The 13,102-nt window shown below is 57.9% G+C and carries 11 protein-coding genes and 1 pseudogene; 9 read left to right on the top strand and 3 right to left on the bottom strand.

Features of this window, described 5'->3' with window-relative positions:
* Positions 1-53: 53 nt before the first annotated feature.
* From fliZ to tcyN, 5 genes are all read left to right on the top strand, one after another.
* Positions 54-563, top strand: coding sequence for a flagella biosynthesis regulatory protein FliZ (gene fliZ / locus ACTJJ1_RS09010; RefSeq protein WP_004945946.1), 510 nt, complete (start codon positions 54-56; stop codon positions 561-563).
* A 125-nt stretch (positions 564-688) separates the two neighbouring features.
* Positions 689-1,681, top strand: a complete 993-nt coding sequence (locus ACTJJ1_RS09005; protein ID WP_004945944.1) for a D-cysteine desulfhydrase — start codon at positions 689-691, stop codon at positions 1,679-1,681.
* A 113-nt stretch (positions 1,682-1,794) separates the two neighbouring features.
* Positions 1,795-2,595 (top strand): cystine ABC transporter substrate-binding protein, encoded by an 801-nt coding sequence (tcyJ, locus tag ACTJJ1_RS09000; RefSeq protein ID WP_006326095.1) that lies wholly within the window; start codon positions 1,795-1,797, stop codon positions 2,593-2,595.
* Entirely contained in the window at positions 2,595-3,257 is a 663-nt protein-coding gene (gene tcyL, locus ACTJJ1_RS08995) for a cystine ABC transporter permease (RefSeq protein WP_004945937.1), read from the top strand. Before tcyJ ends, tcyL begins: the two co-directional genes overlap by 1 nt.
* A 3-nt stretch (positions 3,258-3,260) precedes the next feature.
* Entirely contained in the window at positions 3,261-4,013 is a 753-nt protein-coding gene (tcyN, locus tag ACTJJ1_RS08990) for an L-cystine ABC transporter ATP-binding protein TcyN (protein WP_004945934.1), read from the top strand.
* A 32-nt stretch (positions 4,014-4,045) separates the two neighbouring features.
* Here the strand turns inward: tcyN and ACTJJ1_RS08985 are convergent, their stop codons facing one another.
* The 3 genes and pseudogenes from ACTJJ1_RS08985 to putA form a co-directional block, all read right to left on the bottom strand.
* The gene (locus tag ACTJJ1_RS08985) at positions 4,046-4,459 is read right to left on the bottom strand and encodes a type II toxin-antitoxin system HicB family antitoxin (RefSeq protein ID WP_122288675.1); all 414 of its coding nucleotides are present in this window, start codon (positions 4,457-4,459) and stop codon (positions 4,046-4,048) included.
* 29 nt (positions 4,460-4,488) lie between these two features.
* Positions 4,489-4,672, bottom strand: a pseudogene (locus tag ACTJJ1_RS08980) (type II toxin-antitoxin system HicA family toxin).
* A 166-nt stretch (positions 4,673-4,838) separates the two neighbouring features.
* Positions 4,839-8,810 (bottom strand): trifunctional transcriptional regulator/proline dehydrogenase/L-glutamate gamma-semialdehyde dehydrogenase, encoded by a 3,972-nt coding sequence (gene putA, locus ACTJJ1_RS08975; RefSeq protein WP_440833229.1) that lies wholly within the window; start codon positions 8,808-8,810, stop codon positions 4,839-4,841.
* Positions 8,811-8,912: 102 nt separating this feature from the next.
* On the opposite strand from putA, the gene ACTJJ1_RS08970 reads away from it, so the two are divergent.
* From ACTJJ1_RS08970 to efeO, 4 genes are all read left to right on the top strand, one after another.
* Positions 8,913-9,173: a hypothetical protein gene (locus tag ACTJJ1_RS08970; protein WP_145917155.1), complete on the top strand. Its 261-nt coding sequence runs from the start codon at positions 8,913-8,915 to the stop codon at positions 9,171-9,173.
* Positions 9,174-9,366: 193 nt separating this feature from the next.
* On the top strand, positions 9,367-10,851 hold the full coding sequence (gene putP, locus ACTJJ1_RS08965) for a sodium/proline symporter PutP (protein WP_004945919.1): 1,485 nt from the start codon (positions 9,367-9,369) through the stop codon (positions 10,849-10,851).
* A 249-nt stretch (positions 10,852-11,100) separates the two neighbouring features.
* On the top strand, positions 11,101-11,946 hold the full coding sequence (efeU, locus tag ACTJJ1_RS08960; RefSeq protein WP_004945916.1) for an iron uptake transporter permease EfeU: 846 nt from the start codon (positions 11,101-11,103) through the stop codon (positions 11,944-11,946).
* Positions 11,947-11,965: 19 nt separating this feature from the next.
* Entirely contained in the window at positions 11,966-13,096 is a 1,131-nt protein-coding gene (efeO, locus tag ACTJJ1_RS08955; protein WP_004945914.1) for an iron uptake system protein EfeO, read from the top strand.
* Positions 13,097-13,102: the final 6 nt, after the last annotated feature.

Raw genomic sequence — 13,102 nt, 5'->3', positions numbered from 1 at the left:
GAATCAACGCTTACCCTTCAACCTGATTACCGTTGCGATAACCGGACTGCCTTATGCCAGGAATATTATTGAAAAAACGGCCGCTGAGCCGTTATTTGAAAGATTACAAACACAGCCAAACCCATTGCTCCCAGTGCGGTAAGTTATTGGATCGCATGGCGTTGGTGTTCCGAGGCAAGATCATTAACAAAGATGCCATTGCGCGCATGGACCAGCCGATTGACGATAACGTCTGGCTGAATGTGCAAAATGAGCTGACCGCGCTATGCCGTTTTTGCAGTGAGATTTCCTGCAACAGCCATCCGAGCTATTTCGATATCATGGCGTTCAAACAGTATCTGTTTGAGCAGACCGAGATGAGCCACAGCACTATCCGCGAATACGTGGTGCGTCTGCGTCGGCTGGACGAAATGCTGGTGGCGCGCAACTATCCGGCGGACAAGTTCGCCAGCAGCAATAACCATCAGCGCATTATCGAAGACTTGCCCAGCGCCGCACACAATAATTACCGCATCGCTCTGCGTAAATACGACCAATATATCGCCTGGCAGAAAAGTTACTGATCCCGTCTCCCCGGCGCGCCGGCCGGGGGTTCACCGCTTTGCGTCTCATCAAAAAGAGTGATTATTCGGCCCACATCTGATAAATCTATGCTTTGGATGTTGATACCTGTTCCCTGGGGGACGTTGTGAATCTGCAACAGCAATTGGCGCAATTCCCGCGCCTGGATTTAGTCGGCTCTGCCACACCGCTCGAAAAACTGTCTCGCCTTTCAGACTACCTTGGCCGTGAAATTTACATCAAACGTGACGACGTCACGCCGATGGCGATGGGCGGCAACAAACTGAGAAAACTGGAGTATCTTGCTGCCGAGGCCCTGAGACAGGGCGCGGACACGCTGGTGACCGCCGGTGCCATCCAATCCAATCACGTACGCCAAACTGCGGCGGTAGCGGCAAAACTCGGCCTGCACTGCGTGGCGTTGCTGGAAAATCCGATCGACACCCAAGCGGAAAACTACCTCACCAACGGTAACCGTCTGCTGCTCGGGCTGTTCAACGCCGAAGTGGTGATGTGCGAAGCGTTGCACGATCCGCAGCAGCAATTGGCCGACCTGGCGACGCGTCTCGAAGGGCAGGGTTTCCGGCCTTATGTGGTGCCGGTGGGCGGCTCCAACGCATTGGGCGCGTTGGGTTACGTGCAGTGCGCGCTGGAAATCGCCGAGCAGAGCCGGCGTAGCGGCGTTGCTTTCAGTTCGGTGCTGGTGGCTTCCGGCAGTGCCGGTACGCATGCCGGGCTGGCGGTCGGCCTTCAGCAACTGCTGCCGGAGACTGAACTGATTGGCGTTACGGTTTCGCGTAAAGTGATCGACCAATTACCCAAGGTTGAGCTGATTCAAAAAGCGCTGGCCTGCTCGTTAGGCATCGACACTCTGGCGCCGATCAAGCTGTGGGACGAGTATTTTGCGCCGCAGTATGGCATGCCCAACGAAGAGGGCACGGCGGCGGTGCAGTTGCTGGCGCAGCAGGAAGGCGTGTTGCTGGATCCGGTCTATACCGGCAAAGCGATGGCCGGCCTGATCGACGGCATTGCCCAGCAGCGTTTTTGCGACGATGGCCCGATACTGTTCATTCACACCGGCGGTGCGCCGGCGCTGTTTGCCTACCATCCGCAGGTGTGACGGCGGCTTGTTATTCCATTTTGAACTATATTTATAATGTTATATTCCTTTGTGCGACCAAACGCACTGGTAAAGTGCTGATATCAAAAAGATAAACAACAGATGGGGTGTTTATGATCTTTTCCAAAGTTCGTCGTCAATTGCTGTTGGGCGTGATGACCGTTGCGCTGACCGCCGGTTTAAGCGCACAAACCTATGCCGCCGACAATCTGCTCCAGCAGGTCAAGCAGCGCGGCACTCTGATTGTCGGGCTGGAAGGCACCTATCCGCCATTCAGCTTCCAGGGTGAAGACGGTAACCTGACCGGTTTCGAAGTGGATTTCGCCAATGCGCTGGCACAGCACATCGGCGTGAAGGCCAAGCTGAACCCGACCAAATGGGACGGTATGCTGGCATCGCTGGAGTCGAAACGCATCGACGTGGTGATCAATCAGGTGACGATCTCCGATGAGCGCAAGAAGAAATATGATTTCTCAACGCCTTATACCGTGTCCGGTATTCAGGCGTTGGTGAAGAAGGGCAACGAAGGCACCATTGCCAAGCCGGAAGATCTGAAGGGTAAAAAGGTCGGCGTTGGCCTGGGTACCAACTACGAGCAATGGCTGCGTGAAAACGTGCAGGGCGTTGACGTACGTACCTATGATGACGACCCGACCAAATACCAGGACCTGCGCATTGGCCGTATCAACGCCATTCTGGTTGACCGTTTGGCGGCGTTGGATCTGGTGAAGAAAACCGGCGATACGCTGGCGGTCGCCGGCCCGGCGTTCTCTCGTCAGGAGTCCGGCGTCGCGGTGCGTAAAAACAACCCGGAACTGTTGGCAGCGATTGACCAGGCGATTGCCGAGATGCAAAAAGACGGCACGCTGGCGAAGATCTCCGAGAAATGGTTTGGCGCGGACGTAACTAAATAATGCACGAAAGTATTCAACTGGCGCTGGATTCAGCGCCATTTTTATTGAAGGGCGCGATACTGACCCTCCAGCTTAGTCTGGGGGGCATGGCGCTCGGTTTATTGCTTGGTTTTCTGTTGGCGCTGATGCGCCTTTCGCCATTATGGCCGCTGTCGTGGCTGTCGCGTATTTATGTGTCGCTGTTTCGCGGCACGCCATTGATCGCTCAGTTGTTCATGATTTATTACGGTCTGCCGCAGTTCGGCATCGAGTTTGATCCCTTCCCGGCGGCGCTGATTGGCTTGTCGCTTAACACCGCAGCCTATACCTCGGAAACCCTGCGCGCGGCGATTTCGTCGATTGAAAAAGGGCAGTGGGAAGCCGCAGCCAGCATTGGCATGACGCGCTGGCAAACCATGCGCCGGGTGATCCTGCCGCAGGCGGCGCGCACCGCCTTGCCGCCGCTGGGCAACAGTTTCATCGGCCTGGTGAAAGACACCTCGTTGGCGGCGACCATTCAGGTGCCTGAGTTGTTCCGTCAGGCGCAGTTGATCACCTCGCGTACGCTGGAAGTGTTTACCCTGTATCTGGCGGCATCGTTGATTTACTGGGTGATGGCGACCCTGCTTTCGGCACTGCAAAATCGTCTGGAAGCCCACGTTAACCGCCAGGATCAGGAGTAACGCATGAGTGCCATCGAAGTGAAAAAACTGGTCAAGCAGTTCAACGGCCAAACGGTGCTGCACGGGATCGATCTGGAGGTTAACGCCGGTGAAGTGGTGGCGATTATCGGGCCGAGCGGCTCGGGGAAAACCACCTTGCTGCGCAGCATCAATCTGCTGGAGGTTCCGGATTCCGGCACCATTCGCGTCGGCGATATTCAGATCGACGGTTCAAAGCCGCTGAGCAAACAGAAAAAACAGGTGCGGGCATTGCGCCAGCAGGTGGGCTTCGTGTTCCAAAACTTCAACTTGTTCCCGCACCGTTCGGTGCTGGAGAACATTATTGAAGGCCCGGTCATCGTTAAGGGCGAGAGCAAAGCCGGCGCCGAACAGCGCGCCCGTGCTTTGCTGGCCAAAGTCGGGCTGAGTGGCAAAGAGTCCGCTTATCCGCGCCGGCTTTCCGGCGGCCAGCAGCAACGCGTGGCCATTGCCCGCGCTCTGGCGATGCAGCCGGAAGTGATCCTGTTTGATGAACCCACTTCCGCGCTCGATCCCGAGCTGGTGGGCGAGGTGCTCAACACCATTCGCTCGTTGGCAGAAGAGAAGCGCACCATGGTGATCGTGACGCATGAAATGAGCTTTGCCCGCGACGTTGCCGACCGCGCCATTTTTATGGACCACGGGCGCATCGTTGAACAGGGCCCGGCCAAAGAACTGTTCGCCAACCCGCAACACCAGCGCACCCAGCAATTCCTCGACAAGTTTCTGAATCAATGAGAAAGGGGGGCGTTTCGCCCCCCGACTCTCGACTAATCGATTTTCAACAATTCATTACGGGCGGCTGCGGCCAAAAAGGCGCTGCGGCTCCCATAGCCGGGATGCTGCTGCACCAGTGAATCGATGCGGTTCAGCAAGCGGTGCGGCAGGGTGATATTTATCCGTTCCGCCCGCCCATCGAACTTATCCATATTGATATCGACCAGCAGCCACTGTCCGCCGTTCAGGGCGTCGTTTTCCTGTGCCAGATGGAAGGAAACGGCCTGTGGGCGCGGGATGGCCTGGTTGTCTTCGCTCAGAAGTTCGAAATGCGCGTCCAGCGCGCCTTTGGCATCTTCAAAGGCTTTATCTAGGGTGTCGCCGGCAAAATAACAGCCCGGCACATCGGGGAAGAAACCGCTGGCGCTGCCGTCGTAGTCTGAATGTACATAAACAGGGTAGAACATAATTTCTCCTGTTAACTCATGGCGCCGGGTCAGCACAGCCCGGCATCTTTCATGATTTGGCGCAGCGTTCCCGGCTTCAGATCTTTACGCGGGTGTGGAACGGTGATCACCAGACGGGAACTCGGGTGTTTGAACTGATGGTGGCTTCCCTTTATCCGCTCTAAAACCCCAACCTTCCCGTTCTAACAGCCTGATCGGTTCTGCACTTTTCACGCATTTATCATCCCTTTGCTATACACACCATACACACTGAATGGCAACGAGATGACTACGCGAGCGTGCCGCTTTTGTGCAGACAACAAAAAACCCTGCACGGATGCAGGGTTTGCGAGGGAGATAGCAGAGTGGATTACAAACGGCTGTAATCCCTCTTTAAAGGTTAACCGATGGTCATCAGGCTGGCATTACCGCCGGCGGCGGCGGTGTTGACGCTGAGCGAGCGTTCGATCAGCAGGCGTTCCAGCAGGATGTTGGTTTCACCGTGCGCAAAGCCCTGTACCGAGACGATCGCGCCGCTGCGTTGGGCGATCTGTTCACACAGGGTGCGCAGCTGATCGGCGTCGCCGTGGTAAATGGCGGCGTCGAATTCCACCTTATCTTGCTGCCAGTCCTTGCTGAAGCTGATTTGTGCCTGAACAGCCGTCGGCAGGCGGCGGTATAGCGTGCGCTGCAATTCGGCTTCCGGCCACAGTACGCTGCTGCCAACTGCCAGCACTGCAGCCAGTTGGGTCAGCGCATCGGCCTCGTTGTCCGCCAGGCACAGCACGCGCTCACGCGGCAGCAGGGCGTAGGTGTTGCGTTCGCCGGTCGGGCCCGGCAGCGGTCGAACGGTGCCGCCCTGGCCCAGCTCGGCGTAACGTTGCGCCAACTGCACCAGATCGCTTTGTTTTTCGGCAATCGCCCACTGCTCGAGCGCCTGGTGGGCATTGAGCAGCTGCGGCCGCGCGGTGGCTTCCAGCGGGCGCTCGTCGTCCTGGCGGTTCAGGGTGCGCTGAACGGCGTTGTCCGGCCGGTTGGCCAGCAGGCGGTAGAGATACAGCGGGCCACCGGCTTTCGGGCCGGTGCCGGACAGGCCTTCGCCACCGAAGGGTTGCACGCCGACGACCGCGCCAACCATGTTGCGGTTAACGTACAGGTTACCCACTTTGGCGCGTTCGGTGACGCGGGCGATGGTTTCATCGATGCGGGTGTGAATGCCCAGCGTCAGGCCATAGCCGGCGGCGTTGATCTGATCGACCAGCGACTCCAGATTGGTACGCTGGAAGCGGACCACATGCAGCACCGGGCCGAAGATCTCTTTTTGCAACTCGTCGAAGCTGTCCAGTTCGATCAGCGTCGGCTTGATAAAGGTGCCGCGTGACCACTCTTTTTCATCCTGCGCATTGCCTTTCGCCGCCTGATAGACCTTGCGGCCCTTGGCGCGCATCGCCTGGATATGACGTTCGATGCCGGTTTTGGCTTCGGCGTCGATCACCGGGCCGATGTCGGTAGACAGGCGTTCCGGGTTACCCATGCGGCATTCGGCCATCGCGCCGCGCAGCATTTGCAGCGTATGTTCCGCCACGTCTTCCTGAATGCACAGGATACGCAGTGCGGAACAGCGCTGACCGGCGCTGTCGAAGGCCGAGGCGACCACGTCCGTCACCACCTGTTCGGTCAGAGCGGAAGAGTCGACGATCATGGCGTTCAGGCCACCGGTTTCGGCGATCAATGGCGTTGGGCGGCCCTGCGGATCCAGGCGACCGGCGATGCTGCGTTGCAGGATGCCTGCGACGTCGGTGGATCCGGTAAACATCACGCCGCGCACGCGGGCGTCGTTGACCAGCACCGAACCGACGCTCTCACCCTGGCCCGGCAGCAGTTGCAGCACGCCTTGGGGAATACCGGCTTCCAGCAGAATACGCACCGCCTGTGCGGCAATCAGCGGAGTTTGCTCGGCCGGTTTGGCCAGCACGCTGTTGCCTGCCGCCAATGCCGCGGCAATCTGGCCGGTGAAGATCGCCAGCGGGAAGTTCCACGGGCTGATACAGACCACTGGGCCCAGCGGGCGATGGCTGTCGTTGGCGAAGTCGTCGCGCACCTGGCCGGCGTAGTAATGCAGGAAATCGACCGCTTCGCGCACTTCGGCGATGGCGTTGTTAAAGGTTTTACCCGCTTCGCGCACCAGGATGCCCAGCAGGCTTTGCAACTGGCCTTCCATCAGTTCTGCGGCGCGCTCAAGAATGGCGGCGCGTTCGGAAGGCGGGGTAGCGAACCAGATTGGGCCGGCGGCGGCGGCGGCGTCGAGCGCCCGGCTGACTTCCGCTTCGGTGGCTTCACGCACGTAACCGACCACATCGCCCGGCTCGGCCGGGTTAATCACCGGCTGTTCCACGCCCTGATCCAGCTCGGCGTCGATAATGGGTTCTGCACGCCATGGCTGGGTGGCGCTGGTCAACAGTGCGCTGGACAGCGAGGCCAGACGCTGTTCGTTGGACAGATCCAGGCCGCTGGAGTTGGTGCGCTTATCGCCATACAGCTCACGCGGCAGCGGAATGCGCGGGTGCGGCAGGCCAATCTGGCCTTCGCTTGCGGCCAGGGCCTCGACTGCGGTGACCGGATCGGCGACCAGTTCGTCGAGCGGCAACGTGGCGTCGGCAATGCGGTTAACGAACGAGGTGTTGGCGCCGTTTTCCAGCAGGCGGCGCACCAGATACGCCAGCAGCGTTTCATGGGTGCCGACCGGCGCATAGATGCGGCAAGGGCGGTTCAGTTTGCCGTCGGCCACTTTGCCCACCACTTGCTCATACAGCGGTTCGCCCATGCCGTGCAGGCATTGGAACTCATACTGACCCGGATAATAGTTGTTGCCCGCCAGATGATAAATCGCGCTCAATGTGTGGGCGTTATGGGTGGCGAACTGCGGGTAAATCAGGTTTGGCACCGCCAGCAGTTTGCGGGCGCAGGCCAGGTAAGACACGTCGGTGTAGACCTTGCGGGTGTATACCGGATAGCCTTCCAGCCCGTCCATTTGGGCGCGTTTGATCTCGCTGTCCCAATAGGCGCCTTTCACCAGGCGGATCATCAGGCGGCGGCGGCTGCGTTGCGCCATGTCGATAACCGCGTCGATGGCGAACGGGCAGCGTTTTTGATATGCCTGGATCACGAAGCCAATGCCATTCCAACCGGCCAGTTGCGGTTCAAAGCACAGCTTCTCCAGCAGATCGAGCGAGATCTCCAGACGGTCAGCTTCTTCGGCGTCGATGTTAATGCCGATGTCATACTGCCGGGCCTGCAAGGTCAGCGACAGCAGGCGCGGGTAAAGCTCTTCCATTACGCGCTCGTACTGCGCGCGGCTGTAACGCGGGTGCAGGGCGGAGAGTTTGATCGAAATGCCCGGGCCTTCATAGATACCGCGGCCGTTAGAGGCTTTGCCGATAGCGTGGATAGCCTGCTGGTAGGATACCAGATAGGCCTGCGCGTCGGTTTCGGTCAGCGCGGCTTCACCCAACATGTCGTAGGAATAGCGGAAGCCTTTGTCTTCGAGTTTGCGTGCGTTGGCCAGCGCTTCGGCGATGGTTTCGCCGGTCACGAACTGCTCGCCCATCAGGCGCATCGCCATATCCACGCCTTTGCGAATCAGCGGTTCGCCGCTTTTGCCGATGATGCGGTTCAGCGAAAGGGACAGATTGGCTTCGTTATGGGTCGAGACCAGCTTGCCGGTGAACAGCAGGCCCCAGGTGGCGGCGTTAACGAACAGCGACGGGCTGCGGCCGAGGTGGGAATGCCAGTTGCCGTTGCTGATTTTGTCGCGGATCAGCGCATCGCGAGTTGGCTTGTCCGGAATGCGCAACAGGGCTTCCGCCAGGCACATCAGCGCCACGCCTTCCTGCGAGGAAAGCGAGAACTCTTGCAGCAGACCTTGCACCATGCCGGCGCGGCCGTTTGCACTCTTTTGGTTACGCAGCTTCTCGGCGATGTCGTAAGCCATCTTATGGGTAGCTTTGGCAAGATCGGCAGGTAATCGCGCCTGTTCGAGCAACATCGGCACCGCTTCGGTCTCCGGGCGGCGATAAGCGGCGGTAATGGCGGCCCGGTTGACCGACTGCGGCAAAATTTGTTCTGCAAATTCAAGGAATGGCTGGTGGGACTCTTCCAGCGCTTGCGGCATAATGTCGTCCGCTTCGGCCTGGGCCGCGGCGGCAAGTGCTGGAATTTCAGGAATATCGGAACCGTTCTCGAGACGCTCGAGGTAATTGAAAATGGCCTGCTTGATGAGCCAGTGCGGCGTGCGGTCGATACGCTGTGCCGCGTCTTTAATCCGGTCGCGTGTTGCTTCGTCGAGCTTCACGCCCATTGTGGTAGTGCCCATGCCAATCCAACTCCTGTGTTAAAGAACCTATCCCATCAGGCTATACAAACTACGGGCCACATAGGCTGTTGGGATAGGTTCGTACGTTATGCGGTGCGAATAATGCAGACAATATCCAGCATGTTGCAACTTTGTGCAACCGTGTTAAATCAGGACGATGAACGAAGTGTGAGTTTCATCGATTTTTTAACATCGGCAACCGGCACGATTCTTGCTGGGTTCTCTGCCATAGAGGCTGCAGTTGGCTGTTTGAGTTCATTGTCCCCAGCAATACAAGGGGTAAGTGCAGGGTTGCTGGAGGTGCAACTTGATTTGAGGGTGAATGGTGCAACCGTAAAAACGGTTAAATGTGACGCAGGGTAAACTTTGTGTAACTTTGTTGTTAAATGTCTTGTTGGATAACGAACAGGTCATCTAGGATAGCCGGCGGTCAGACAATTGCGGGAGGAAACTATTTTCACTCGCAGCCTGTTCGCCATTTCGCCTCGTTCCGGCGGATCGGCAAGTAGCAAATATCGCAATACAGCGCGAAATAATAATGAGAGTGGAGAATTTCATGACAATGAGCACACCTATGCTGGTGACCTTCCTGGTGTATATCTTCGGGATGGTGTTAATCGGCTTACTTGCCTACCGGGCAACCAATAACTTCGACGACTATATTCTGGGTGGCCGCAGCCTGGGCAGCGTAGTGACCGCGCTCTCCGCCGGCGCATCGGATATGAGCGGTTGGTTGCTGATGGGCCTGCCGGGCGCCATCTTCCTGTCCGGCATCTCGGAAAGCTGGATTGCCATTGGCCTGACGATTGGCGCTTACCTCAACTGGAAACTGGTGGCGGGGCGGCTGCGCGTGCATACCGAAGCCAACAATAACGCCCTGACGCTGCCGGATTATTTCACCAGCCGCTTTGAAGACAAGAGCAAGTTGCTGCGGGTGATCTCCGCCATTGTTATCCTGGTGTTCTTCACCATCTACTGTGCATCCGGCATCGTGGCCGGCGCGCGCTTGTTTGAAAGCACCTTTGGCATGAGTTACGGCACGGCGCTGTGGGCCGGTGCGGCAGCCACGATCATTTATACCTTTATCGGCGGATTCCTGGCGGTGAGCTGGACCGATACCGTGCAGGCCAGCCTGATGATTTTCGCGCTGATCCTGACACCGGTATTCGTGATCCTGGCGGTAGGCGGTATCGATACTTCAATGCTGGTGATTGAAGCGAAGAGCCCGGCCAACATCGACATGCTGAAAGGCCTGAACTTTGTGGCTATCCTTTCGCTGCTGGGTTGGGGATTGGGTTACTTCGGCCAGCCGCACATCCTGGCGCGCTTCATGGCGGCGGATTCCCACCGCACCATCCGCAGCGCACGTCGCATCAGTATGACCTGGATGATCCTGTGCCTGGCGGGCACCATTGCCGTCGGTTTCTTCGGTATTGCCTACTTCGCCAACAACCCGGATCAGGCGGGCAACGTGTCGCAAAACGGCGAGCGCGTGTTTATCGAGCTGGCGATGATTTTGTTCAACCCGTGGGTGGCGGGCATTCTGCTGTCGGCGATCCTGGCGGCGGTGATGAGTACCCTGAGCTGCCAGTTACTGGTGTGTTCAAGCGCGATTACCGAAGACCTGTACAAGGCCTTCCTGCGTAAAGGTGCCAGCCAACGTGAGCTGGTATGGGTCGGCCGCATCATGGTGCTGGTCGTGGCGCTGGTGGCGATCGCGTTGGCCGCCAACCCGGAAAACCGCGTGCTGGGCCTGGTAAGCTATGCCTGGGCCGGCTTCGGCGCCGCCTTTGGTCCGGTAGTCTTGATCTCGGTGATGTGGTCACGCATGACCCGCAACGGCGCATTGGCCGGCATGCTGGTGGGTGCCGCGACGGTGATTGTCTGGAAACACTTCGCCTGGCTGGATCTGTATGAAATCATCCCGGGCTTCCTGTTCGGCTGCATCGCCATTGTGGTGGTGAGCCTGATGGGCCGCCAGCCTTCGGCCACCATGACCGAACGTTTCGACAAGGCGGAAGCTGAGTTCAAAACGGTTTAACCCTCTCGCAGTACGGGTATCGAAGGGCGCTTAATGCGCCCTTTGTCATTTTCACTTCGTCGTTTCTGTCCTCCGCCGGAAACACCTCGCGACATTTGATTAGAAAAAATCACCCTTGCTCCCCTTGTATTTCTTCTTGGCAGAATGATAATCACTATCGTTGTGTTTTACTTTTCTTTACATTAGCGCTGCGGCCATTCCTGGCGTGCGGACGCTTCGCGGCAGAAGCCTTTTTAGGGGTTATTACTTATGTTTGTTCCCTTCCTTATCATGTTCCGTGAGGGGCTGGAGGCTGCGCTGATCGTCAGCCTGATCGCCAGCTACCTGAAACGCACCCAGCGCGGTCAATGGCTAGGCGTGGTGTGGATAGGGGTGATTGTCGCCGCTGCCCTGTGCCTGGCGCTCGGCATTTTCATTAATGAAACCACCGGCGAATTCCCGCAGAAACAGCAGGAGCTGTTCGAAGGCATCGTCGCGGTGATTGCGGTGTTGATCCTCACCTATATGGTGTTTTGGATGCGTAAGGTCTCCAAATCGGTCAAGGTGCATCTGGAAGGCGCCATCGACAGCGCGCTCAATTCCGGCAAAGGCCAGGGCTGGGCGCTGGTGGCGATGGTATTCTTCGCCGTGGCCCGCGAAGGGCTGGAGTCGGTATTTTTCCTGCTGGCGGCCTTCCAGCAGGACGTCGGCATCGAAGCGCCGATTGGCGCGGTGCTCGGCCTGGTCGCCGCCATCGTGCTCGGCATGGCTCTCTATTGGGGCGGCGTGAAGCTGCACCTGGCCAAATTCTTCAAATGGACCAGCCTGTTTATCCTGTTCGTTGCCGCCGGCCTGGCCGCCGGGGCGATCCGCGCTTTCCACGAAGCCGGGCTGTGGAACCATTTCCAGGATATCGCGTTTGATCTCAGCAACCATCTGTCCACCCATTCGCTGTTTGGCACCCTGCTTGAAGGCATCTTCGGTTACCAGGAAGCGCCGACGGTGAGCGAAGTGGCGGTCTATTTCCTGTATCTGATCCCGGCGCTGATTTTCTTTTTCCTGCCGCAGCGTGTGGAGCCGGCAGCGGTTTCGGCGCAACGTAAAATCAATCATTAATTTTAATAGGGAATCTTGTATGTCTACTCCGTTATTCCGCCGCAAGGCGTTGCACGCAGCATTACTGGCTATCCCGGCGTTCGCGCTGAGCATCGATGCCCTGGCGGCGGACGTGCCGCAGGTGAAGATTACCGTTAACGACAAGCAGTGCGAGCCGATGCAACTGACCGTGCCGGCCGGAAAAACCCAGTTTGTGGTGCACAACACCAGCCAGAAAAACGTGGAATGGGAAATCCTGAAAGGGGTGATGGTGGTGGAAGAGCGCGAAAACATTGCGCCGGGTTTCACCCAGAAGATGACCGCCAATCTGGAAGCGGGCGAATACGATATGACCTGCGGGCTGCTCAGCAACCCGAAAGGCAAACTGATCGTTACGGCGGGTGCGGCTACCGACGGCAAACCTAACGCTCTGGATCTGGTTGGGCCGATTGCCGAGTACAAGGTTTACGTCACTAAAGAAGTGGAAGGGCTGGTCAAGCAGACCAAGCTGTTCACCGACGCGATAAAAGCCGGCAATGTCGCGCAAGCGCGCAAACTGTATGCGCCGACCCGCCAGCACTACGAGCGTATCGAGCCGATCGCAGAGCTGTTCTCCGATCTGGACGGCAGCATTGACGCCCGCGAAGACGACTACGAGAAGAAAGCCGAAGATCCGAATTTCACCGGTTTCCACCGTCTGGAGAAAGCGCTGTTTGCCGACAACACCACCAAGGACATGAGCAAATATGCCGATCGCCTGTACAACGACACTGTTGAATTGCAAAAGCGCGTGAGCGATTTGACCTTCCCGCCAAGCAAGGTGGTGGGTGGTGCGGCCGGCCTGATCGAGGAAGTGGCGGCGAGCAAGATCAGCGGTGAAGAAGACCGTTACAGCCGTACCGACCTGTGGGATTTCCAGGCCAACGTCGACGGTGCGCAAAAAATCGTTAACCTGCTGCGTCCGCTGCTGGTTAAGGCCAACAAACCCTTGCTTGACAAGATTGACGCCAACTTCAAAACCGTTGATGGCATTTTGTCAAAATACAAAACCAAAGACGGCTATGAGTCTTACGAGAAGCTGACCGACGCCGATCGTAACGCAATGAAAGGGCCGATCACTACCCTGGCGGAAGACCTGTCACAACTGCGTGGCGTACTGGGTCTGGATTGAGGCAAG

The sequence above is a fragment of the Serratia sp. 22264 genome (assembly GCF_052045345.1).
GTDB lineage: Bacteria > Pseudomonadota > Gammaproteobacteria > Enterobacterales > Enterobacteriaceae > Serratia > Serratia plymuthica.
The sequence above is the reverse complement of the archived record's forward strand: the minus strand, read 5'-3'. Positions and strand labels throughout refer to the sequence as shown.

What these genes read in the sequence shown, in the direction of transcription:
- fliZ (WP_004945946.1), top strand. Translation starts at nt 54, where the DNA reads ATGCCAGGAATATTATTGAAAAAACGGCCGCTGAGCCGTTATTTGAAA.
- tcyJ (WP_006326095.1), top strand. Translation starts at nt 1,795, where the DNA reads ATGATCTTTTCCAAAGTTCGTCGTCAATTGCTGTTGGGCGTGATGACC.
- tcyL (WP_004945937.1), top strand. Translation starts at nt 2,595, where the DNA reads ATGCACGAAAGTATTCAACTGGCGCTGGATTCAGCGCCATTTTTATTG.
- tcyN (WP_004945934.1), top strand. Translation starts at nt 3,261, where the DNA reads ATGAGTGCCATCGAAGTGAAAAAACTGGTCAAGCAGTTCAACGGCCAA.
- ACTJJ1_RS08985 (WP_122288675.1), bottom strand. Translation starts at nt 4,459, where the DNA reads ATGTTCTACCCTGTTTATGTACATTCAGACTACGACGGCAGCGCCAGC.
- putA (WP_440833229.1), bottom strand. Translation starts at nt 8,810, where the DNA reads ATGGGCACTACCACAATGGGCGTGAAGCTCGACGAAGCAACACGCGAC.
- ACTJJ1_RS08970 (WP_145917155.1), top strand. Translation starts at nt 8,913, where the DNA reads ATGCAGACAATATCCAGCATGTTGCAACTTTGTGCAACCGTGTTAAAT.
- putP (WP_004945919.1), top strand. Translation starts at nt 9,367, where the DNA reads ATGACAATGAGCACACCTATGCTGGTGACCTTCCTGGTGTATATCTTC.
- efeU (WP_004945916.1), top strand. Translation starts at nt 11,101, where the DNA reads ATGTTTGTTCCCTTCCTTATCATGTTCCGTGAGGGGCTGGAGGCTGCG.
- efeO (WP_004945914.1), top strand. Translation starts at nt 11,966, where the DNA reads ATGTCTACTCCGTTATTCCGCCGCAAGGCGTTGCACGCAGCATTACTG.